At 68.4% G+C, this 20,623-nt stretch carries 20 protein-coding genes and 1 pseudogene; 14 read left to right on the top strand and 7 right to left on the bottom strand.

The window, feature by feature from the left end; all coding sequences use genetic code 11:
- Positions 1-140: 140 nt before the first annotated feature.
- Both FZ033_RS00170 and FZ033_RS00165 read left to right on the top strand, forming a co-directional pair.
- A complete protein-coding gene (locus FZ033_RS00170; RefSeq protein WP_149574188.1) occupies positions 141-977 on the top strand; it encodes an aldo/keto reductase in 837 nt (278 codons plus the stop codon).
- A gap of 226 nt (positions 978-1,203) precedes the next feature.
- Positions 1,204-1,755 (top strand): carboxymuconolactone decarboxylase family protein, encoded by a 552-nt coding sequence (locus tag FZ033_RS00165; protein ID WP_149574187.1) that lies wholly within the window; start codon positions 1,204-1,206, stop codon positions 1,753-1,755.
- A 46-nt stretch (positions 1,756-1,801) separates the two neighbouring features.
- Here FZ033_RS00165 and FZ033_RS00160 read toward each other — a convergent pair whose 3' ends face one another.
- From FZ033_RS00160 to cobS, 4 genes are all read right to left on the bottom strand, one after another.
- Positions 1,802-2,728 carry a cation diffusion facilitator family transporter gene (locus FZ033_RS00160; RefSeq protein WP_149574186.1) on the bottom strand — a complete coding sequence of 309 codons (927 nt, stop codon included), beginning with the start codon at positions 2,726-2,728 and terminating at the stop codon, positions 1,802-1,804.
- A 76-nt stretch (positions 2,729-2,804) separates the two neighbouring features.
- Entirely contained in the window at positions 2,805-3,524 is a 720-nt protein-coding gene (locus tag FZ033_RS00155; RefSeq protein ID WP_149574185.1) for a retropepsin-like aspartic protease family protein, read from the bottom strand.
- 4 nt (positions 3,525-3,528) lie between these two features.
- A complete protein-coding gene (locus FZ033_RS00150) occupies positions 3,529-3,705 on the bottom strand; it encodes a DUF1289 domain-containing protein (RefSeq protein WP_232847271.1) in 177 nt (58 codons plus the stop codon).
- Between the two features lie 123 nt (positions 3,706-3,828).
- On the bottom strand, positions 3,829-4,626 hold the full coding sequence (gene cobS / locus FZ033_RS00145) for an adenosylcobinamide-GDP ribazoletransferase (RefSeq protein ID WP_149574184.1): 798 nt from the start codon (positions 4,624-4,626) through the stop codon (positions 3,829-3,831).
- 397 nt (positions 4,627-5,023) lie between these two features.
- Here cobS and FZ033_RS00140 point away from each other — a divergent pair, with 397 nt between their 5' ends.
- A complete protein-coding gene (locus FZ033_RS00140) occupies positions 5,024-5,320 on the top strand; it encodes an FAD assembly factor SdhE (RefSeq protein WP_149574183.1) in 297 nt (98 codons plus the stop codon).
- 39 nt (positions 5,321-5,359) lie between these two features.
- Positions 5,360-8,866 (top strand): transcription-repair coupling factor, encoded by a 3,507-nt coding sequence (gene mfd / locus FZ033_RS00135; protein ID WP_149574182.1) that lies wholly within the window; start codon positions 5,360-5,362, stop codon positions 8,864-8,866.
- Between the two features lie 125 nt (positions 8,867-8,991).
- Here mfd and FZ033_RS24730 read toward each other — a convergent pair.
- The 3 genes and pseudogenes from FZ033_RS24730 to groES form a co-directional block, all read right to left on the bottom strand.
- Positions 8,992-9,132: pseudogene (locus tag FZ033_RS24730) on the bottom strand (DUF1236 domain-containing protein); the annotation flags it as partial.
- A gap of 517 nt (positions 9,133-9,649) precedes the next feature.
- Positions 9,650-11,281 (bottom strand): chaperonin GroEL, encoded by a 1,632-nt coding sequence (gene groL / locus FZ033_RS00125; protein ID WP_149574180.1) that lies wholly within the window; start codon positions 11,279-11,281, stop codon positions 9,650-9,652.
- A 68-nt stretch (positions 11,282-11,349) separates the two neighbouring features.
- Complete coding sequence (groES, locus tag FZ033_RS00120) at positions 11,350-11,664, bottom strand: co-chaperone GroES (protein WP_149574179.1); 315 nt, start codon at positions 11,662-11,664, stop codon at positions 11,350-11,352.
- 387 nt (positions 11,665-12,051) lie between these two features.
- Here groES and FZ033_RS00115 point away from each other — a divergent pair, with 387 nt between their 5' ends.
- The 10 genes from FZ033_RS00115 to FZ033_RS00070 all read left to right on the top strand — a co-directional run bounded on the left by FZ033_RS00115 (position 12,052) and on the right by FZ033_RS00070 (position 20,616).
- Positions 12,052-12,339 (top strand): usg protein, encoded by a 288-nt coding sequence (locus tag FZ033_RS00115; RefSeq protein ID WP_138398613.1) that lies wholly within the window; start codon positions 12,052-12,054, stop codon positions 12,337-12,339.
- Positions 12,340-12,456: 117 nt separating this feature from the next.
- The gene (locus FZ033_RS00110; protein ID WP_149574178.1) at positions 12,457-13,038 is read left to right on the top strand and encodes a DJ-1/PfpI family protein; all 582 of its coding nucleotides are present in this window, start codon (positions 12,457-12,459) and stop codon (positions 13,036-13,038) included.
- Positions 13,039-13,270: 232 nt separating this feature from the next.
- On the top strand, positions 13,271-13,642 hold the full coding sequence (locus FZ033_RS00105; RefSeq protein ID WP_138398611.1) for a ribbon-helix-helix domain-containing protein: 372 nt from the start codon (positions 13,271-13,273) through the stop codon (positions 13,640-13,642).
- Between the two features lie 127 nt (positions 13,643-13,769).
- The gene (locus tag FZ033_RS00100) at positions 13,770-14,372 is read left to right on the top strand and encodes an exopolysaccharide biosynthesis protein (protein ID WP_188079213.1); all 603 of its coding nucleotides are present in this window, start codon (positions 13,770-13,772) and stop codon (positions 14,370-14,372) included.
- 42 nt (positions 14,373-14,414) lie between these two features.
- Positions 14,415-15,503 carry a tRNA preQ1(34) S-adenosylmethionine ribosyltransferase-isomerase QueA gene (gene queA / locus FZ033_RS00095; protein WP_149574177.1) on the top strand — a complete coding sequence of 363 codons (1,089 nt, stop codon included), beginning with the start codon at positions 14,415-14,417 and terminating at the stop codon, positions 15,501-15,503.
- Positions 15,500-16,657, top strand: coding sequence for a tRNA guanosine(34) transglycosylase Tgt (tgt, locus tag FZ033_RS00090; RefSeq protein WP_149574176.1), 1,158 nt, complete (start codon positions 15,500-15,502; stop codon positions 16,655-16,657). Before queA ends, tgt begins: the two co-directional genes overlap by 4 nt.
- Before the next feature lie 182 nt (positions 16,658-16,839).
- Positions 16,840-18,012 (top strand): isovaleryl-CoA dehydrogenase, encoded by a 1,173-nt coding sequence (locus tag FZ033_RS00085; RefSeq protein ID WP_149574175.1) that lies wholly within the window; start codon positions 16,840-16,842, stop codon positions 18,010-18,012.
- A 295-nt stretch (positions 18,013-18,307) separates the two neighbouring features.
- A complete protein-coding gene (gene exbB / locus FZ033_RS00080) occupies positions 18,308-19,291 on the top strand; it encodes a tonB-system energizer ExbB (RefSeq protein ID WP_408068453.1) in 984 nt (327 codons plus the stop codon).
- Positions 19,292-19,297: 6 nt separating this feature from the next.
- The gene (exbD, locus tag FZ033_RS00075; protein WP_149574173.1) at positions 19,298-19,786 is read left to right on the top strand and encodes a TonB system transport protein ExbD; all 489 of its coding nucleotides are present in this window, start codon (positions 19,298-19,300) and stop codon (positions 19,784-19,786) included.
- The gene (locus tag FZ033_RS00070; RefSeq protein WP_149574172.1) at positions 19,783-20,616 is read left to right on the top strand and encodes a TonB family protein; all 834 of its coding nucleotides are present in this window, start codon (positions 19,783-19,785) and stop codon (positions 20,614-20,616) included. Before exbD ends, FZ033_RS00070 begins: the two co-directional genes overlap by 4 nt.
- Positions 20,617-20,623 lie beyond the last annotated feature (7 nt).

The following is a 20,623-nucleotide window of genomic DNA, read 5'->3' as shown; positions in this document are numbered from 1 at the left end:
GGCCTTTCCAGCCTGGAGGCAGGTTGTCGCGGCCGTAACGGCAACCCGCCTGGGGCTTCGGGCGCGAGCCCGGGTGATGCCCTTCCGCCGATTGCTCGCAGGTCTTAAGGTCGCCGCGAAAATCAACGTTGGAATACCATATGCCAAAGACCGTCACGCTCCCCAACGGCGAAATCGTGCCGGCCCTCGGCCAGGGCACCTGGTACATGGGCGAGAGCGCGTCGGCGCGGGCAGGGGAGGTGGCTGCCCTGCGGGCGGGGCTCGACCTCGGCCTCACGCTCATCGACACCGCCGAGATGTATGCGGACGGCGGCGCGGAAGAGATTGTAGGCGAGGCCATGGCCGGCCGGCGCGACGAGGTGTTCCTCGTCAGCAAGGTGTATCCCCACAATGCCAGCCGGGCCGGGGTCCAGGCCGCCTGCGAGCGCAGCCTGAAGCGGCTGAAGACCGATGTGATCGACCTCTATCTCCTGCACTGGCGCGGCAGCCACCCGCTGAAGGAGACCATCGCCGGGTTCGAGGCGCTGCAGGCGGCGGGCAAGGTCCGCATGTGGGGCGTCAGCAATCTCGACACCGACGACATGGAGGAACTGCTGGCGGCACCGGGCGGGCGCGCCTGCGCCGCCAACCAGGTGCTTTACAATCCCAGCCGCAGGGGGCCGGAATTCGACCTGCTGCCCTTCCTCGCCGATGCCGGCATTCCGGCCATGGCCTACAGCCCCATCGAGCAGGCCCGCCTGCCACGGGGCGGAGCGCTGGGTGCGGTGGCGAAGAAGCACGGCGTGGACCCGTTCCAGGTGGCGCTCGCCTGGGTGATGCGGGCCGGCAACGTGATCGCCATCCCCAAGGCGAGCCGCATCGCCCATGTCCAGATGAACGTAGCGGCCCGCGACCTCGTGCTCGATGCGGAGGATCTTGCCACCATCGACCGCGCCTTCCCCGCGCCCCGCCGTAAGGTGGGGCTGGAGATGCTTTAGAGCGTTTTCGAGCGAAGTGGATCCCGGTTCGCGTGAAGAAAACACGTTAAAACAGAAATCTGGAGTGCGTTCCGTCAGCCGGTGCGAACGGAAGGCACTCCAGGCCCCGGGCCACGCCTGTCGGCGCGGGTCTTCGAGCCGTGATGGAACTGGGGCGGGGCTGCGGCGTTGACGCCAGATCGGAGAACGGCTGGAGGGCCGCATCCCTGAAAGGGGAGTTTCCGCCATGTCCCATACCATCCATCGCCACGCGTCCGGCGCCGCGAGCCTCGGCATCGCGGTGGCCATCGCCTGCCTGCCCGCGTGGTCCGGCCCGGCGCAAGCCCAGTCCCCCGCGCAGGGCATGACCCGCTCGGTGAGCGCCGAGGAGACTTATCGCGACATCGAGCAGACTCTCGGTCTCGTGCCGAGCTTCTTCAAGGCGTTCCCCGATGCGGGCATCGCCGGAGCCTGGGCCGAGTTCAAGGCGGTTCAGCTCAATCCGCAGACCCAGCTGTCCGGCAAGGAGAAGGAACTGATCGGGCTCGCGGTCGCGGCGCAGGTGCCCTGCCACTATTGCGTCTATTTCCACACTGCAGCGGCCCGCCTTCACGGGGCGAGCGAAGCGGAAATCCGCGAGGCCGTCGCCATGGCCGCCATCACGCGCCACTGGAGCACCGTGCTGAACGGCATGCAGGTGGACGAGGAGCAGTTCATGAAGGAGACCGACACCGCCATGGCCATGGCCGCCGCGAAGATGAAGGCCGGCGCGGCACCGACCCCGGCCACGGGCCACTAGGGCGTTTGCACGCGAAGCGGATGCTGGGTCGCTCGAAGAAAGCGCTCTAGCATGTAGGCGAGAGGTCGCCGCGGCGGGGCAGGGACGAGGCCTCGGCGATCACCACCACGTCGGCCTCCGGGATGGCCGCTTCCAGCGCGGAGCGCAGGCCGGTGGTCACTGTGCTCACATCGGCGATGGTCCGGCTCGGCGCGAAACCCAGGGTGATCTCCACATGGGCCACCGTGCCGGACTTGCGCGTGCGCACGGCAGCGAGTTGCTCATACTGGTCGAAGAAGGCGGCGAGCGCGCTGTTCACCTTCACCTGCACTGGCTCGGCGAGGGCCCGGTCCAGCAGGTCGGGCAGGGATTCGGAGATCATCCGCCCGCCCAACACCAGCATGAAGGCCGCGCCCACGAGGCCGCCGAAATCATCGGCCATCTCGGCCAGCGCCGTATCGGGCATCAGCACGTCGACGAGGACGCAGGTCACCACGGTGACCGAGGCCGCTGCCTTGGCCATGCGCGCCCGGAACTGGGACAGGACGATGATGGACGTGCCCGCACGGGTGGCACGCCACAGCGGGAGCAGCGGAATGAGGTTGGCCGCAAGATTGGCCAGCACCAGCACCATGGCGGCGGCCGCCCAGAACGGCGCCAGAGGCACCGGCTCCGAGGACTGCAGCACCTTCACCAGCACGAACACCGCCGCGAGCACCAGCAGCGCGCCGATGACGATGGAGAACATGCGCTCCAGCTTGCCGACGCCGAAATCGTAGAAATGCACCTGGCCGCGATGCACGGCGCGCAGCGCCATATAGGCGGTGCCTTCCACCAGCAGCAGCAGGCCGCCGCGCAGGATTTCCGCCAGCATGGCGAGGGAGCCGGTGTAAGCCGTCGTCACCGCATAGGGCAGGAACAGGCCGAGATCGAGCAGGACCGCCAGCAGGACGGCGTGTTCCTTCTGCCGGTCCGTGACGCTCGGGATACGCATGGCAACGACTCGCGGGAGGAAATTTCGAGCGGCAACGGTAAGCCATGGCGGTACGGACGTAAAACGGAAGGGTGTCTTACCGATCGCCGCCGCGCATCAGCAGGCGGTCGCCGCGGAACTCGAAGGCCTGGAGCCGCGACAGGAAGCTCATGCCGAGCAGGCTGGTGCGCAGCATACCGGGCGGGGAGACGAGGGCCGGCACGTGGCGCTCCACGATGCCGCCGATGATGATGTTGTCGAGCACCACGCCGGCCGCGCGGGTGCGTCCGCCGGCGGTGTCCACCGGCACGTCGTATTTCAGGAAGTCCACCGGCAGGCCGGCGGCTTTCGCCGCCTCGTGGGTCAGCACCACGGAGGAGGCGCCGGTATCCACCAGCATGTTCACGCTGGTGCCATTGATGGCGGCGCGTACGCCGAAGTCGCCGCCGCTCGCGCGCGTCACCTCCACCGCGACGCTGCCCGACTGGGCGACGTTCACCGCATAGCCCGGCGCCACTTCCGCCAGCACCCGCTGGCCCACCTGCTTCAAGGGCTCGCGATAGGTGTAGCCGAGGGCGAGGAGGCCGGCGAGCACCAGCCAGAAGGCGGCAGCCATGAGGGATTCGCCGATGCGGCCGCGCACCACCGACCACAGCCCCGCGCCGATGAAGACCGCGATGGCGAGCTGGCTCACCAGCGCGCCGAACTGGTTGAGATCGATGCCCGCCACCTGGCCCTGCTCGTGATGGACGGCAAGCACCACCACCCCGCCGAGCAGGCCGAGCAGCAGGATCCACAGGAGCCGGTCGCTGCGCATGGCTTCAGTCCGGAACACAATCGCGCGCGTCCACCCGCAATCGGGCGATGCGCTGGGGCAGGGTTGCCATGATGGCGGCGCGCGTGTCGGGCGAATAGGACATCCAAGAGCCGATCTCGCGCAGCGAGCGGCCGCAGCCGAGGCACAGCCCACTCAAGGGCTCGATGGTGCACAGCTTCACGCACGGTGTCGCGATGGCGTCCGTGTCAGGCGTCTGCAGTGGCGTTCCTGGCGGTCTCAACGTCAAGGGCGCGGCGCTCGTTCGGTTCGATCAACGCAAGCCGGGGGCGACTCGCGCGTCGCCTCACCTGCCGGGAAAGATAAGCACACCGAGGAGGAAGACAATCACCGCCACCTGCTGGGTGGCGCCGGCCACGTCCCCGGTCTGCCCGCCGATGAGCCGGCTCGACAGCCGCATCATGGCGAACAGCGCCACCAGCGGCGCGATGAGGCCCGCGAAGGCGGTGCTGATGCCGAAGCTTGGCACCAGGACGACCACCACCAGCAGCGCGGCGACGAGGCCGCAGGCAAGGCCCGCCGCTTCCGAGGGGCGTCCGAATGAGGCGCCTGCGCCATCGGTGCGGGCGGGGGGCAGGGCAAGGAGCAGCAGCACCCCCGCCGCCCGCGAGGCCGCCTCCGCCACCACCAGAGCAAGCCCTGCCCGGAACATTCCGGCCGACATCACGAGGGCCTCCAGCGCCGCCACCCGCAGCAGCAGGGCCAGGATGAGGGCGCAGCCGCCATAGGTGCCGATGCGGCTGTCGCGCATGATGGCGAGGCACTGGGCCTTGTCCCGCCCGCCGCCGAGGCCGTCCGCGGTGTCGGCCAGTCCATCCTCGTGGAAGGCGCCGGTGGCCAGCACCAGGACGGTGACCGCCAGAACCGCTGCCAGGAACGCCGGCAGCTTCAGCGCCAGAGCCCCCACCAGCACCACGGCGCCGATGAGCCCGATGACCGCGCCCGCCAAGGGAATGGCATAGGCGATGCGGTTGAGGCTGGGCACGGCGAAGGCGTCGGGGTCGTCGCGTCCGCCGGGAATGGGCAGCCGCGAATAGAAGCGCAGGGCGGCGACGAGGTCTTGTGCGATCCGATCGAGCTGCATGGCGTTCCGGCTGGCCGTGGCGGGGCGCGCCGGGCAGAGCCCGCCGCCCGCCCTTGGGAGCCTGTCTTGCGGCCGGGGTCAAGGGGCGGGATCATCGCGATGGCCTCGGGCTCGTGTGCCGGACCAGCGACGGCGAAGCCGGAGCGCCGAGCCGGCACCCAGGAGACAAGTCCTGCGCAGCAGGCAATGGCTTCAACGGTTGAAGAGGTAGGCTGCGCCTGCAGCGGACTCCCGCGCTGGGCCCCGGCTGTCCTTGCGCTGCCGCTTCAGCCGGCCGGGGCACGAGCCCCCCGCGCCAGCGCGCCCCACTGGCCAAACCACGCCCCTTGCCCCTATATGCCGGGCACGGACGGGCCTTCTGGCCCGGCCGACGCCGTGCTTTGGAGGCATCGAGATCATGACCGGCTTAACGAGGTCCAGCGACGGTCTGGACGAGCGCCGCCGCCGCATCCTGTTCCGCGCCTGGCATCGCGGCATGCGCGAGATGGACCTCATCCTGGGCGGCTTCGCCAATGTGGAGATCGAGGCCCTCTCCGACGCCGAGCTCGACGCCTTCGAAGAGTTGCTGGAGCCCGAGGACCAGAAGGTCTTCTCCTGGATCAGCGGCAGCGAGCCGACACCGGCCGAATTCGACACCCCGCTGTTCCGCAAGATCTGCGACTTCCATCTGTCCGGACGCGGCCTGCCGGCCTGACCGCGCCACGCCGCCTGCTTTTGATCCCGGAGTACCCTCGTGAAGCGTCCCCAGCTCCTTGCCGATGCGCTGGCCGAAGGCCGGCCGCTCATCCTCTCCCGCGTCGCGGACGGCATGGAGGGCATGGTGGTGGCGGACCTCGCCCGCTCCCTGGCCGGGCGAAAAAATGCGCCGTGGCCGAGCCTCACCGTGATCTGCCGGGATGGCCAGCGCATGGCGGCGCTGGAGCGGGGCCTGGCCTTCTTCGCGCCGGAGCTGGAGGTGCTGAGCTTCCCCTCGTGGGATTGCCTGCCTTATGACCGCGCCTCGCCCAACCCGTCCATTCTGGCCCGGCGCATGGCGACCCTGGCGAAACTTGCCCGCGTCAAGGGCGGCGCTGCCAGCGTGCTGCTGACCACCGTGAACGCCACGGTGCAGCGGGTGCCGGCCAAGGGGCTGGTGGCGGCGCAATCGCTGGTCGCCGCGCCGGGCAATACCATCGACCTCGAGGGCGTGACCCAATGGGCCGAGCAGAACGGCTTCCTGCGCACCTCCACCGTGCGTGACACCGGTGAATATGCGGTGCGCGGCGGCCTCATAGACCTGTTCCCGCCGGGCCTCGACGCGCCCATCCGGCTCGATTTCTTCGGCGACACGCTGGAGACCATCCGCGCCTTCGATCCCGAGACCCAGCGCACCACCGGTCAGGTCCGCTCCCTGGAACTGGTGCCCATGGCCGAGTTCCAGCTCACCACCGACACCATGCGCCGCTTCCGCATGGCCTATGTGGCGGAGTTCGGCGCGGCCCGGAAGGGCGACACCCTCTATGAGGCGGTGAGCGAAGGCCGCCGCCACGCCGGCATGGAACACTGGCTGCCCCTGTTCCACGAGCGCATGGACACGCTGTTCGATTATCTGGAGGGCGGCACGCTGCTGCTCGACCCCCTGGCGGAAGAGGCAGGCGGCGAGCGCATCGCCCAGATCGCCGACTATTACGACGCTCGGAAGGGCGGGCAGGAGCTGGGCGGCGGCACCATCTACAATCCGCTGCCGGCGGACCGGCTCTATCTGGCCGGTCCGGAATGGAACAAGCGGTTGGCCCGCCACAGCCTCGCTCGCCTCAGCCCCTTCGCCGCGCCGGAAGGGGCGGACGCCCGCGTCATCGATCTCGGGGGCGTGCAGGGCCGCTCGTTTGCCGCCGAGCGGGCGGAGCCGGAGGCCAATGTCTTCGATGCCGCCATCACCCATGTGCGCGAGCTGCAGAAGTCCAAGAAGGTCATCCTCGCCGGCTGGTCCGAGGGCTCGCGGGAGCGGCTGGGCACGGTGCTGGCCGATCACGGGCTGAAGGGCCTCGCCGCCATCTCCCGCTTCGACAGCCTCGCCGCCTTGCCCAAGACCCAGGCGGCGCTGGCCGTGTTTGGGCTGGAGGCGGGGTTCGAGACGCCGGACTTTGCCGTCATCGGCGAGCAGGACATCCTCGGCGACCGGCTGGTGCGCCCCAAGCGCAAGGCGCGCCGCCCGCAGGACGTGCTCACGGAGCTGACCGCGCTCACCGCCGGCGATCTTGTGGTGCATGTGGACCACGGCATCGGCCGCTTCATCGGCCTGAAGACCGTGGAGGCCATGGGCGCCCCCCACGACTGCCTGGAGATCCACTACGCCGGCGGCGACAAGCTGTTCCTGCCGGTGGAAAATCTCGAACTCCTGAGCCGCTACGGCTCGGAGGATACCGAAGCCCAGCTCGACAAGCTGGGCGGCGGCGCGTGGCAGGCGCGCAAGGCGCGGATGAAGAAGCGCATCCGCGAGATGGCGTCCGAGCTCATCAAGATCGCCGCCCAGCGCCAGCTCGGCGAGGCGCCCAAGCTGGTGCCGGCCATGGGCCTCTACGACGAGTTCCGCGCCCGCTTCCCCTATGAGGAGACCGACGACCAGGACGCCGCCATCGATGCGGTGCTGGACGACCTCGCCTCCGGCCACCCCATGGACCGGCTGATCTGCGGCGACGTGGGCTTCGGCAAGACGGAAGTGGCCCTGCGTGCGGCCTTCGCCGTGGCGCTCTCGGGCAAGCAGGTGGCGGTGGTGGTGCCCACCACGCTGCTCGCCCGCCAGCATCACAAGACCTTCTCCGAGCGCTTCAAGGGCCTGCCGGTGAACGTGGCCCAGGCCTCGCGCATGGTGACGGGCAAGGACCTCACCGCCGTGAAGAAGGGCATCGCCGACGGCACCGTGGACATCGTGGTGGGTACCCACGCCTTGCTCGGCAAGGCCATCAGCTTCAAGGACCTCGGCCTCGTCATCGTGGACGAGGAGCAGCATTTCGGCGTCTCCCACAAGGAGCGGCTGAAGCAGCTGCGCGCCGAGGTGCATGTGCTGACCCTCACCGCCACCCCCATCCCCCGCACCCTGCAACTGGCCATGACCGGGGTGCGCGAGCTTTCCATCATCGCCACGCCACCGGTGGACCGGCTTGCGGTGCGCACCTTCATCACGCCGTTCGATCCGCTGGTGGTGCGCGAGGCGCTGTTGCGCGAGCGTTACCGCGGCGGCCAGAGCTTCTATGTGGTGCCGCGCATCGAGGATCTGGCGGAGGTGCGCGAGTTCCTCGCCGCATCCGTGCCGGAGGTGAAGGTGGCGGTGGCCCATGGCCAGCTCGCCGCCGGGGCGCTCGAAGACATCATGACCGCCTTCTACGATGGCCAGTACGACGTGCTGCTCTCCACCACCATCGTGGAATCCGGCCTCGACGTGCCCAATGCCAACACGCTGATCGTGCACCGGGCCGACATGTTCGGCCTCGCCCAGCTCTACCAGCTGCGCGGCCGCGTGGGCCGGGCCAAGGCGCGGGCCTATGCCATCTTCACCGTGCCGGCGTCGAAGCCCATGACGGTGCAGGCGGAGCGGCGGCTGAAAGTGCTGCAATCGCTGGAGACGCTGGGCGCCGGCTTCCAGCTGGCGAGCCATGACCTCGATATCCGCGGTGCCGGCAATCTGCTCGGCGACGAGCAGTCCGGCCATATCAAGGAAGTGGGCTACGAGCTGTACCAGGAGATGCTGCAGGAGGCGATCGCCCACCTCAAGGCCGGCATCACCGACTATGTGGACGACAAGTGGTCGCCCAACATCACCATCGGCATGCCGGTGCTGATTCCCGAGGACTATGTGGGCGACCTGCACGTGCGCCTCGCCCTCTACCGCCGCCTCGCGGACATCCAGGACGACGGCGAGATCGACGCCTTCGGGGCGGAGCTGGTGGACCGCTTCGGCCCCACGCCGGAGGAGGTGGGCCAGCTCTTGAAGCTCACCCAGATCAAGGCGCTGGCCCGCAAGGCCAATGTGGAGAAAGTGGACGCCGGCCCCAAGGGCGTGGTGCTGGGCTTCCGCGACAACGAGTTCGCCGACCCCTCAGGCCTCGTGAAGCTCATCGGGCAGGAGGGCAACCAGGCCAAGGTGCGGCCCGACTTCAAGGTGGTGTTCCTGCGCGACTGGTCCACCGCAGAGGCCCGGCTGAAGGGCACGCTGGTGGTGCTGAAGAAGCTCGCCGCGCTGGCCGGCAAGAAGGCGCTCTGAAAGGGGGCTCCGGGGGCCGGCCTTCCGGCTCTCATCCCGGACATGAAAAGACCCGCCGGGGCAGTGCCGCGGCGGGTCTTGTTGTTCTGTCGCTCCGGCTATGCCGGGAGGCTTTCGGTCTACTTGACGCCGAGCACGCCACCGACCGCGCCGCCCACGGCGCCGACCGTGCCGCCGACCACAGCACCTACGGGGCCAGCCGCCTTCTCGCCGGCGCGGGCACCTTCCTTGGCGCCTTCGCCGGTGCCCTTCACGCCGCCGGCCACGCCGCCGGTGACGGCGCCGCCGACACCACCCACCGTTCCGCCTACGGCCGTGCCAACCGGCCCGGCCGCCTTGTCGCCCACTTCGGCACCCTTGTTGGCGCCCTGTTCGGCGCCCTTGACCAGGCCCTGCGCTGACACGGCGGTGGAGCCCAGCGCCAGAACGAGGGCTGCCGCGACAATGGTCGTCTTCATGACTGATCCTTTCGTGCTCGACACTTCCCGATGGCCGGACGGACATGCCATCCCGGCCGGGCTCGCGACCTTACGGGCATTTTGGTCTGCTCTCCCTGCTCAACCATAGCGTGCCCGAGGGGCACCCGCCATGGTGTCAGGGGAGGGATCAGCGGGAGTTGAAGGGTCAGGATCGGTACCGCACGGGCGGAACCTGCCGCGCAAAACGAAACGGCCGGGCACAGGGCCCGGCCGTTCCATCTCTATTCACCGCCCAGGCAAACCGGCTGTTGCCGGTTTGCATTACGCAAAGACTCGCCGGGCGGCGTCAGAGGTGTGCCCTACCTCAGAAGTCCATGCCGCCGCCCGGCATGGCCGGGGCCGCGGGGGCGTTCTTCTTCGGCAGCTCGGCGATGAGCGCCTCGGTGGTGATCAGCAGGCCGGAGATGGAGGCGGCGTCCTGCAGCGCGGTGCGCACGACCTTGGTGGGGTCGATGATGCCGGACTTCACCATGTCCACATATTCGCCGGTCTGGGCGTTGTAGCCGAAGCTGTAGTCCGAGGACTCCAGGATCTTGCCCACCACCACGGAGCCGTCGTCGCCCGCATTCTGGACGATCTGGCGGGCCGGAGCCTGGATGGCGCGGCGGACGATCTCGATGCCGGTCTTCTGGTCGGCGTTATCGACCTTCAGGCCTTCGAGCGCCTTGATGGAGCGCAGCAGGGCCACGCCGCCGCCGGGGACGATGCCTTCTTCCACCGCGGCGCGGGTGGCGTGCAGGGCGTCGTCGACGCGGTCCTTCTTCTCCTTGACTTCCACTTCCGTGGAGCCGCCCACGCGCACCACGGCGACGCCGCCGGCGAGCTTGGCAAGGCGCTCCTGCGCCTTTTCACGGTCGTAGTCGGAGGTGGTGGTCTCGATCTGGGCGCGGATCTGGGCGATGCGGGCCTCGATGTCGGCCTTGTCGCCGGAGCCGTCGACGATGGTGGTGTTCTCCTTCTCGATCACCACCTTCTTGGCGCGGCCGAGCATGGAGAGGTTCACGCTGTCGAGCTTGATGCCGAGATCGTCGGAGATCACGGTGCCGCCGGTCAGGATCGCGATGTCCTGCAGCATGGCCTTGCGGCGGTCGCCGAAGCCGGGAGCCTTCACCGCCGCGACCTTCAGGCCGCCGCGCAGCTTGTTCACCACGAGGGTGGCCAGCGCCTCGCCTTCCACGTCCTCGGCGATGATCAGCAGCGGACGGGCCGACTGCACCACCGCCTCGAGCACGGGCAGAAGCTCCTGGAGACCGGACAGCTTCTTCTCGTTGATGAGGATGTAGGGCTCCTCGAACTCAACGCGCATCTTCTCGGCGTTGGTCACGAAGTAGGGCGAGAGGTAGCCGCGATCGAACTGCATGCCCTCGACCACGTCGAGCTCGGTCTCGGCGGTCTTGGCTTCCTCGACGGTGATGACGCCCTCGTTGCCGACCCGCTTCATGGCCTCGGCGAGGAACTGGCCGACCTCGGCGTCGCCGTTGGCGGAGATGGTGCCGACCTGGGCGATCTCGTCGTTGGAGGTCACCTTGCGCGAGTTGGCGGCTAGGTCCTTGACGATGGCGTCCACGGCGAGGTCGATACCGCGCTTCAGGTCCATGGGGTTCATGCCGGCGGCAACCGCCTTGGCGCCCTCGCGGACGATGGCCTGGGCCAGCACGGTGGCGGTGGTGGTGCCGTCGCCGGCGAGGTCGTTGGTCTTGGAGGCGACTTCACGCACGAGCTGGGCGCCGAGATTCTCGAAGCGGTCTTCCAGCTCGATCTCCTTGGCCACCGACACACCGTCCTTGGTGATGCGGGGGGCGCCGAAGCTCTTCTCGATCACCACGTTGCGGCCCTTGGGACCGAGGGTGACCTTCACGGCATTGGCGAGGATGTCGACGCCGCGCAGGACCTTGTCGCGCGCATCAACGGAGAATTTTACGTCCTTGGCAGCCATGTGGCCTGCTCCTTCAGATTGGGACGGAAGACGGGATGTGGATGAAAGCTGCGGTCAGCCGGGCTGACTCAGGCGGCCTTCTGGGCGTTGGCGGAAACGTCGAGCACGCCGAGGATGTCGCTCTCCTTCATGATCAGGAGATCCTGGCCGTCGATCTTCACCTCGGTGCCCGACCACTTGCCGAACAGCACCAGGTCGCCAGCCTTCACGTCGAGGGCGACCAGCTCGCCCTTCTCGTTGCGGGCACCCGGGCCCACGGCGATGACTTCGCCCTGCTGGGGCTTTTCCTTGACGCTGTCGGGAATGATGATGCCGCCGGCAGTCTTCTGCTCGGCTTCGATGCGCTTCACAACCACGCGGTCGTGCAGAGGACGGAAACCCATCGGGAAACCTCCGGTTCGATGCTTCAATTCAAGGCGCCGGGCTTAAGAGCACCCGGCCCGACCGCGATCTAAGACCGCGGTTTTCGTCCCGCAAGGGGGCGCGGAAAAAAATTAGCACTCGTGGGTGCTGAGTGCTAGCAGGGCGGAAATCCGAATGAAATCAAGGATGATGGAGCGCCGCGCCTGATTTCTGAGCGCCTACCCCTTCATCAGCGTGGCTGTCAGCAGTCTTGGGCTGAGGCTGCTAGGACATTGTTTTTGCAGACAGAAACCAATCTTTAGCCTTGGCCGTTCGAAACTTTGGAGCCGACAATGCAGTTGTCTGGTCCCGACGGCCTCCGCACTGGCTTTGAGGCGTTCCGGGACAGGGATATGGAGGTGTGCCCCATGGTGTCCCATCCGTCCAAGGTGTCGCGTGATTTCGTCCTGCAGATGGAGGGCTACGGCCTCGCCACGGCCGAGATCCTGTACCGGATGCCCGACCATCCCGCGCTTCTTCAGACCTATCTCTGGCAGGAATACGACCTCTGCCCGCGTTTTCCCGAACTCAACAAGTTTCTCGAGTTCTGGCAGCGGGAGATCGAGGGCCGGCTCCACTCGGTGCGGGTGGCCCATAGCGGGCTCATCAAGCCGGCGGAGCTGCGGACCGTGGACGGGATGTTCCTCTTGAATTGACCATCCCGGCGCCGGCGGCTGTCGCAACCGGATAACACCCGGCAGGCGACGCGCGTCCTAACCTTACCCCCTCGACGCCGGCCGCGCTCGCGCGCCGGCGCAACAGGGGAGAAGGCAATGGCGGGCAAGCGCATTTTGATGATCGTCGGCGATTTCGGCGAGGATTACGAGATCATGGTGCCCTACCAGGCGCTGCTGGCGGTGGGGCACACGGTGCACGGCGTCTGCCCCGGCAAGAAGGCGGGCGACAAGGTGGCCACCGCCATCCACGATTTCGAGGGGCACCAGACCTATACGGAGAAGCCGGGCCACCTCTTCGCCCTCAACGCCACCTTCGCCGAGGTGGACGTTTCGAGCTACGACGCCCTGCTGGTCCCCGGCGGCCGCGCGCCGGAGTATCTGCGGCTCTATCCCGAAGTGATCGCCGCGGTCCGGCATTTCTTCGACGCGGGCAAGCCGGTGGCCGCCATCTGCCATGGGGCGCAGATGCTGGCCGCCGCCGGCGTCCTCAAGGGCCGCACCTGCTCGGCCTACCCCGCCTGCCGTCCGGAAGTGGAGCTGGGCGGCGGCACCTATGCCGACATTCCCGTGGATGCCGCCGTCACCGAGGGCAACCTCGTGAGCGCGCCCGCCTGGCCGGCACATCCGGCCTTTGTTGCGCAGTTCCTTACCCTATTGGGCACTTCCATCTCGCTTTGAGCTGTCCACCGGGTTATTGGTGGCGCAGGGCGGCGAAACGGCATGCGCGCACCGCGGGGGTTGCGCGCATGCCGGCCGCCCGGTCGATCTCTTACCATCGGCATCGGTCGTTGGTTGATGCCAGTTGACCGAGGCCGAGGAGGTACGCTCAAGTGCCGCGCGGGCCTGACCTGAGGCTCGTGAGGCAGCTCGTGAGCCTTTGTCAGGGTGCGGGCGAGCAGGAGGCCATCCCATGTGCCGTTTGTTCAGCGAGGCCGATGCCGCCCTGTGGGTCCAGGAGACCCGGGCGCTGCGCCTCAACGGCTTCAGCACCAGCGTGCGGCTGGAAGCGTTCTTCTGGAACGTGATCGAGGACATCGCCGCGCGCGACGGCCTCTCCGTGAACCGGCTTTTGTCCCGTCTCTACGACGAGAAGGCCGAGGCCGGCCGGGATATCGACAATTTCACCTCCTTCCTGCGGGTGTGCTGCGGGCGCTATCTGGCGCTGCGGGCGCAAGGCCTCGTGCCTGAGGCCGGAGCTTTGGCGGCGCTCGACGTGACCCAAATCCTCCACGCCGAGCGCGACACGCCCCTCCTCGCCCGCCGCCCCTCGTCGGCGGCCTGAGGGCATGCGGGACGGCATCATGGTGTGGATGCGGGCGAGGCGTGCGGCCTCGACGCCCTGACAGTGCCGTTTTCGCGATGCTAAGAGGACGGTGACCGATGGAAACGAGGTTGGAAACGAGGACCCGTTGGATCACCGCACGCCCCGAACGTCCGAACTGCTCGCCGCCGTCCTCGCCGCCCAGGAAGAGGACAAGGTGGCCATTGGCGACCTCGTGAACGCCTTGCGCAATCGCGCCTTCGGCATACTCTTCCTCATCTTCGGCATTCCCAACTGCATCCCCATGCCCCCCGGCATCCCGGTGATCTGCGGCATCATCCTCGGCCTCATCGGCCTGCAGATGGCTTTGGGCCGGCAGGAATTGTGGCTGCCGGAAACCATCGCCAAACGCACCTTTTCCCGGGCCATGCTGGAGAGCATCGTCACCCGCTCGCGGCCCTGGATCGAGCGCTTCGAGAAGCTCTCCCGGCCGCGCTACGAGCAGTTCGCCGGCCCCACCGCCCGCCGCGTGGTGGGGGCGACCGTGGTGCTGCTGGGCTTCATCCTGCTTCTGCCCATCCCCTTCCTCGGCAATCTGCCGCCCGGCTTTGCCGTGTGCATCTTCGGCCTTGGTCTGGTGGAGCGGGACGGCCTCGTGATCCTCGCAGGCTTCGGCGCGACGGTGCTGGGGCTCCTGATCACCGCGCTGATGAGCTGGGCCATCTACCAGGGCGCGGTCGCCATCTTCTGACCCCGCCCGCTTCCCCGCCAAACGAGCCAGCAGCCCGATCCCATGCGCGTTGACGCCTTCGACTTCGATCTCCCGGAGGAGCATATCGCCCTGCGCCCGGCCGAACCGCGCGACACCGCGCGCATGCTGGTGGTGCGTCCGGGCCGGGTGCCGGAACTGTCCGACCTCCAGGTCCGCGACCTGCCCGGTTTCATCACCTCCAACGATGCGCTTGTGGTGAACGACACGCGCGTCATCCCGGCAGCGCTGGAGGGCGTGCGCGAGCGGGACGGCGGCTCGGCGGTGCGCGTCGAGGCCAACCTCATCAAGCGGCTCGATGCCTCGCGCTGGCAGGCCTTCGCCAAGCCGGGCAAGCGCCTGCGCGTGGGCGACCGCGTGCGCTTCGGCGGGGAGGGGAGCGCCTGCCTGCTCGGCGCCCTCGATGCGCAGATCGCGGCCAAGGAAGACGACGGCTCGGTCATCCTCGCCTTCGATCTGGCCGGCGCGGCGCTGGACGAGGCGGTGACGGCGGTGGGGCACATGCCCATCCCGCTTTATATCGCCGCCCGCCGCGCCGAGGACGACCGCGACCGCGCCGACTACCAGACCCTGTTCGCCCGCGTCTCCGGCTCGGTGGCCGCGCCCACGGCGAGCCTGCACTTCACCCCCGAGCTTCTCTCCCGCATCGCCGCCACTGGTGCCGGGATGCACACGGTGACGCTCCATGTGGGGGCCGGCACCTTCCTGCCGGTGAAGGCGGAGGACACGTCCGGCCATCGCATGCATGCCGAATGGGGCGAGGTGAGCGCCGACACCGCTGCCGCCCTCAACGCGGTGAAGGCCAAGGGCGGGCGGATCTTCACCGTGGGCTCCACCTCCACCCGCCTGATCGAGAGCGCGACGGGGGAAGACGGCCTCATCCGCCCCTTCGTGGGGGAGACGGACATCTTCATCACCCCCGGCTATCGCTTCCGCGCCGTGGACGGCATGCTCACCAACTTCCACCTGCCGCGCTCGACGCTGGTGATGCTGGTGGCCGCCTTCGTGGGGCACGAGGCGCAGAAGCGCGCCTATGCCCACGCCATCGCGGAAGGCTATCGCTTCTATTCCTATGGCGATGCGTGCCTGCTTCTGCCAGAAGGCGGGCCATGACGCTTCTCAAGCCTGTGGCCGATACCTTCTCCTTCACCCTGTCCGCCACCGACGGCGCCGCCCGTACCGGCTTCGTCTCGACCCCGCGCGGGGCCATCCGCACGCCGGCCTTCATGCCGGTGGGCACGGCGGCCACCGTGAAAGGGCTCTATTTCGACCAGGTGAGGCAGACCGGCGCCGATATCGTGCTCGCCAATACCTACCACCTCATGCTGCGCCCCGGCGCGGAGCGCATCGCCAGGCTTGGCGGGCTGCACAAATTCATGCGCTGGGATGGGCCGATCCTCACCGATTCCGGCGGCTTCCAGGTGATGAGCCTGTCGAGCCTGCGCAAGATGAGCGAGCAGGGCGTCACCTTCCGCTCCCATGTGGACGGCGCCTATTTCGAGATGAGTCCCGAGCGCTCGGTGGAGATCCAGGGCCTGCTCGGCGCCGACATCCAGATGCAGCTCGACGAATGCGTCCGCCTGCCCTGCACTGACGAGGAGGCCGCCCGCGCCATGCGCCTGTCCCTGCGCTGGGCCGAGCGCTCGAAGCGCGCGTTCGAGGCGCAGCCCAAGGGGCGGGCGCTGTTCGGCATCGTGCAGGGCGGGGCGGTGCCGGCGCTGCGGGTGGAATCGGCTCGTGCACTGGCGGACATGGACTTCCCCGGCTATTCCATCGGCGGCCTTGCGGTGGGCGAGCCGCAGGAGGTCATGCTCGCCATGATCGAGACGGTGGAACCGCACCTGCCGGCGAACAAGCCGCGCTATCTCATGGGCGTGGGCACGCCGGACGACCTTCTGGAATCGGTAGCGCGCGGCATCGACATGTTCGACTGCGTGATGCCGACCCGCTCGGGCCGGCACGCGCTGGCCTTCACCCGCTTCGGCCGCATCAACCTGAAGAACGCCCGCCACGCCGAGGACCCGCGTCCGCTGGACGAGGAAAGCGACTGCCCGGCCCTACGCGACTATTCCCGCGCCTATCTCCACCACCTGGTGCGCTGCGAGGAGATGCTGGGCTCCATGCTGCTCACCTGGGCCAATGTCCACTATTACGAGCAGCTCATGGCCGGCGCCCGCGCCGCCATCGGCGAGGGGCGGTACGGGGACTATGTGGCGGGGGTGAAGGACGGCTGGGCGCGGGGGGATATTCCGGCTTGGGCGGGGTAAGGCAGTGCCCCGGACAAGCGACGGCACAGCCGGAGTGCCGATCCGGGGCATTAAAGACTTCGCTTCGCTGTCCCAACCAACCCCATTGAATAAACGGACAACCGTTTTATTCTAGCGCCGCTTCCCCGCTGGCGCCTGCGCCCGGCGCAATAAGATCCGGGGAGCGTGGGAGGGACAACAAGATGCTGCCGAACAGCCAAGCCGGCTTCGATTTCGACCTCGGCGAGACCGCCGACATGCTGCGCGACACCGTGCGCTCGTTCTCGGACGCCGAGATCGCCCCGCGCGCCGCCGAGATCGACAAGACCAACCAGTTTCCCCGCGACCTGTGGCCCAAGCTCGGCGCGCTGGGCCTGCTCGGCGTCACGGCGGAGGAGGAATATGGTGGCTCGGGCCTCGGCTATCTCGAGCACGTCATCGCCATGGAGGAGATTTCCCGCGCCTCGGCCTCGGTGGGCCTGTCCTATGGCGCGCACTCCAATTTGTGCGTCAACCAGATCAGCCGCAACGGCACCGCCGAGCAGAAGGCGAAGTACCTGCCCAAGCTGATTTCCGGCGAGCATGTGGGCGCGCTCGCCATGTCGGAGCCGGGCGCGGGGTCGGACGTGGTCTCCATGCGCACCCGCGCGGACAAGAAGGGCGACCGCTACATCCTCAACGGCTCCAAGATGTGGATCACCAACGGCCCCATCGCCGAGACGCTGGTGGTCTATGCCAAGACTGATCCGGCCGCCGGCCCCAAGGGCATGACCGCCTTCCTGGTGGAGAAGGGCTTTCCCGGCTTCTCCACGGCGCAGAAGCTGGACAAGCTGGGCATGCGCGGCTCCGACACCGGCGAACTGGTGTTTCAGGATTGCGAGGTGCCGGAGGAGAACGTGCTCGGCGCCGTGGGCCGGGGCGTCAACGTGCTCATGAGCGGGCTTGATTATGAACGCGCGGTGCTGGCGGGCGGCCCCACGGGCATCATGCAGGCGTGCATGGATATCGTCCTGCCCTATGTCCACGAGCGCAAGCAGTTCGGCCAGCCCATCGGCACCTTCCAGCTGATGCAGGGCAAGATCGCCGACATGTATGTGACCATGAACGCCACCAAGGCTTACGTCTATGCCGTGGCCAAGGCCTGCGACCGCGGCGCCACCACCCGCGAGGACGCCGCCGGCGCCATCCTCTATGCGGCGGAAAAGGCCACCTGGATGGCGCTGGAAGCCATCCAGACCCTGGGCGGCAACGGCTATATCAACGATTACCCCACGGGCCGCCTGCTGCGCGACGCCAAGCTCTACGAGATCGGTGCCGGCACCAGCGAGATCCGCCGCATGCTCATCGGCCGCCAGCTGTTCGACAAGACGGCCTGAGCGGGCTCCGATCCCGCAGGGCGCCATGGCCGGAACCCGGATCGCACCGGGTTCCGTTCGCGCAAGCGCGGACACCGGTTTTGGACGCCTCCAATGCCTCATCTCATTCCGCAAGGGAATGCACGGCATTGTTGCTGCCATGGCGGTTCACATCTCCCTGCGGCATGCGGCCGCTAGACCTGAGAAGTTCATAAGGGTTAGCACCAGCGCCGAATGGGCTTATAAAGGAGGCAGCCAGCCAGCCCCGTTGCCAGGGATCGCCAGCAAGTCTTGCAAATTTGATTGGTGACGCGCGATGCCTGTTCGCTTGATGTTGCGCATGCCGTTTTGGCGTGCCTTGTTCCAGGTGCCTGCTGGCGCTGCTCTGCTTTTCCTCGCCCTTATGCTTTTGCCGGGCCTATCCCTCGCCCAGCCCACCGCGCCCGCCGAACAGCCCCCAGTTGCTGCACCGGCCCCGAGCGCGCCGGCCGTGTATCCCGCCACAGCCACACCCACAGAGACGCCCTCGCCTGTTGCGGCCCATGATCCGGCGGCGGAGCATGCGCCCGCCCACGAGAGCCCGTCCATCGACGCGCGGCTGCCGCATGATTTGTCCCCCTGGGGCATGTTCATGGCGGCCGACCTGGTGGTGAAGGCGGTGATGGTGGGGCTCGCCTTCGCCTCCCTCATCACCTGGACCGTGTGGTTCGCCAAGTCGCTGGAACTGGTGTTCGCCCGCCGCGCGGTGGCGCGCACGCTGAATGCGCTTCAGGCCGCGCCGACCCTGTTCGACGCCGCTGCCGCCATGCCGAAGGACCGAGGCGCCGCGCCCGCGACCGTCAAGGCCGCCCTCGCCGAATGGAAAGTCTCAGAAGGGTTGCCCGTGGAGGGCATCAAGGAGCGCGTCGCCGTCGCCCTGAGCCGGATCGAGGCGCGGGCCGGCCGTCGCCTGTCGGGCGGCACCGGCGTGCTCGCCACCATCGGCGCCACCGCCCCGTTCGTGGGCCTGTTCGGCACCGTGTGGGGCATCATGAATGCCTTCATCGGCATTTCGAAGGCCCAGACCACCAATCTCGCCGTAGTGGCGCCGGGCATCGCCGAGGCGCTGCTCGCCACCGCCATCGGCCTCGTCGCGGCCATCCCAGCGGTGGTGATCTACAATCTGTTCGCCCGCGCCATCGCCGCCCAGAAGGCCCGCCTCGCCGACACCTCGGCCGAGGTCATGCGCCATCTGTCCCGCGATCTCGACCGGGCGGCCAGCGGCATGGAGCCCCGCCGCCTGCACGCCGCCGCGGAGTGAGGCGCCATGGCCGCCAAGCTCGACCATGGCGGCGGGGACGACCTCGCCGAGAATCACGAAATCAACGTCACGCCCTTCATCGACGTGATGCTGGTGCTGCTTATCATCTTCATGGTGGCGGCCCCGCTGGCCACGGTGGACGTGAAGGTGGACCTGCCGGCCTCCAACGCCCAGCCCCAACCACGGCCGGACAAGCCCCTGTTCCTCTCCGTGAAGAAGGACCTGTCGCTGGCGCTGGGGGATGATCCGCTGGAGCGGCCTTTGCTTGGCCAGGCGCTCGACGGCAAGACCTCCGGCGACCGCCAGCAGCGGGTGTTCGTGCGCGCCGACAAGGCGGTGCCCTTCGGCGACGTGATGGAGGTGATGAACCTGCTGCGCTCGGCCGGCTACCTCAAGGTAGCGCTGGTGGGCCTGGAAGGGGAGGCCGCGCCTGTGCCCCCGGCTGCGACAGCAACCGCACCGGCTCCTGCTCCGGCCCCAGGAGTGCGGCCGTGAGTGCGGTCCATCACTGGCACGATTTCGACCGCACCCATGTGCGCGACACGGTGCTGCGGCTTGCTGCCGGCGCCCTGTTCATCGTCACGGTCCATGCGGTGGCGGTCTATGCGGCGCTGTTCTGGCGCAAGGTGGAGGCGGGCGAATCGGCCCCGCCGGCCGCCATCATGATCGAGCTGGCCCCGCTCGCCGTGAGCGAGCAGCAGCAGGTGGAGGATGCCGCGCCCGGACCGCAGATGGTCCAGGCGCCCGAATCCGTCCCCGATGCGCCGGATGTCCCGGCCGAGGCCGCGCCGCCGCCGGAGCCGGTGGTGAACGAGGTGGTGGAAAAGCTGCCGGAGGTCGAGCCCTCCAAGGAACAGGCCGAGGTGGTGCTGCCCAAGCCCGAGCCGAAAAAGGAAGTGGTAAAGCAGCCGCCGAAGGAAAAGGTCGAGAAGCCGAAGAAGGACGCCAAGCCCACGCGGCGACCGTCGGCCCCGGCCACCACCGCCGCGCCCCGCTCGGATGCGCCGGCGGCGCAGGCCACCGCAGCGCCCTCGCCGGGGGCCGCGGCCGTGCGTTCGGCGGCGCTGGCGGACTGGCGCTCGCGGGCCTCCGCCCACCTCAACCGCTATAAGCGGCCTCAAGGCAGCCTCTTGGGCCGGCCGAGCATCTCCATCACCCTCAGCGGGTCGGGTTCGGTCACGAGCGCGCGGCTGTTGAGCGGCTCGGGGAACGACGTGCTGGACCGGGAGGCGGTGGCCATGGCGCAGCGCGCCTCGCCCTTTCCCGCGCCTCCGGACGGCAAGCCTCTGACCTTCTCGGTGCCGATCAACTTCACCTCGCGGTGAGGCGGCT

Origin of the sequence: Xanthobacter oligotrophicus (genome assembly GCF_008364685.1) — a bacterium.
Classification (GTDB): domain Bacteria; phylum Pseudomonadota; class Alphaproteobacteria; order Rhizobiales; family Xanthobacteraceae; genus Xanthobacter; species Xanthobacter oligotrophicus.
This window is presented reverse-complemented; position numbering and strand designations above follow the sequence as displayed.

What these genes read in the sequence shown, in the direction of transcription:
- FZ033_RS00105 (WP_138398611.1), top strand. Translation starts at nt 13,271, where the DNA reads ATGTGCCGTTTGTTCAGCGAGGCCGATGCCGCCCTGTGGGTCCAGGAG.
- exbD (WP_149574173.1), top strand. Translation starts at nt 19,298, where the DNA reads ATGGCCGCCAAGCTCGACCATGGCGGCGGGGACGACCTCGCCGAGAAT.
- cobS (WP_149574184.1), bottom strand. Translation starts at nt 4,626, where the DNA reads ATGCAGCTCGATCGGATCGCACAAGACCTCGTCGCCGCCCTGCGCTTC.
- tgt (WP_149574176.1), top strand. Translation starts at nt 15,500, where the DNA reads ATGACGCTTCTCAAGCCTGTGGCCGATACCTTCTCCTTCACCCTGTCC.
- groES (WP_149574179.1), bottom strand. Translation starts at nt 11,664, where the DNA reads ATGGGTTTCCGTCCTCTGCACGACCGCGTGGTTGTGAAGCGCATCGAA.
- FZ033_RS00085 (WP_149574175.1), top strand. Translation starts at nt 16,840, where the DNA reads ATGCTGCCGAACAGCCAAGCCGGCTTCGATTTCGACCTCGGCGAGACC.
- exbB (WP_408068453.1), top strand. Translation starts at nt 18,308, where the DNA reads ATGCCTGTTCGCTTGATGTTGCGCATGCCGTTTTGGCGTGCCTTGTTC.
- queA (WP_149574177.1), top strand. Translation starts at nt 14,415, where the DNA reads ATGCGCGTTGACGCCTTCGACTTCGATCTCCCGGAGGAGCATATCGCC.
- FZ033_RS00155 (WP_149574185.1), bottom strand. Translation starts at nt 3,524, where the DNA reads ATGCGCAGCGACCGGCTCCTGTGGATCCTGCTGCTCGGCCTGCTCGGC.
- FZ033_RS00170 (WP_149574188.1), top strand. Translation starts at nt 141, where the DNA reads ATGCCAAAGACCGTCACGCTCCCCAACGGCGAAATCGTGCCGGCCCTC.
- FZ033_RS00160 (WP_149574186.1), bottom strand. Translation starts at nt 2,728, where the DNA reads ATGCGTATCCCGAGCGTCACGGACCGGCAGAAGGAACACGCCGTCCTG.
- groL (WP_149574180.1), bottom strand. Translation starts at nt 11,281, where the DNA reads ATGGCTGCCAAGGACGTAAAATTCTCCGTTGATGCGCGCGACAAGGTC.
- FZ033_RS00140 (WP_149574183.1), top strand. Translation starts at nt 5,024, where the DNA reads ATGACCGGCTTAACGAGGTCCAGCGACGGTCTGGACGAGCGCCGCCGC.
- FZ033_RS00115 (WP_138398613.1), top strand. Translation starts at nt 12,052, where the DNA reads ATGGTGTCCCATCCGTCCAAGGTGTCGCGTGATTTCGTCCTGCAGATG.
- FZ033_RS00165 (WP_149574187.1), top strand. Translation starts at nt 1,204, where the DNA reads ATGTCCCATACCATCCATCGCCACGCGTCCGGCGCCGCGAGCCTCGGC.
- FZ033_RS00110 (WP_149574178.1), top strand. Translation starts at nt 12,457, where the DNA reads ATGGCGGGCAAGCGCATTTTGATGATCGTCGGCGATTTCGGCGAGGAT.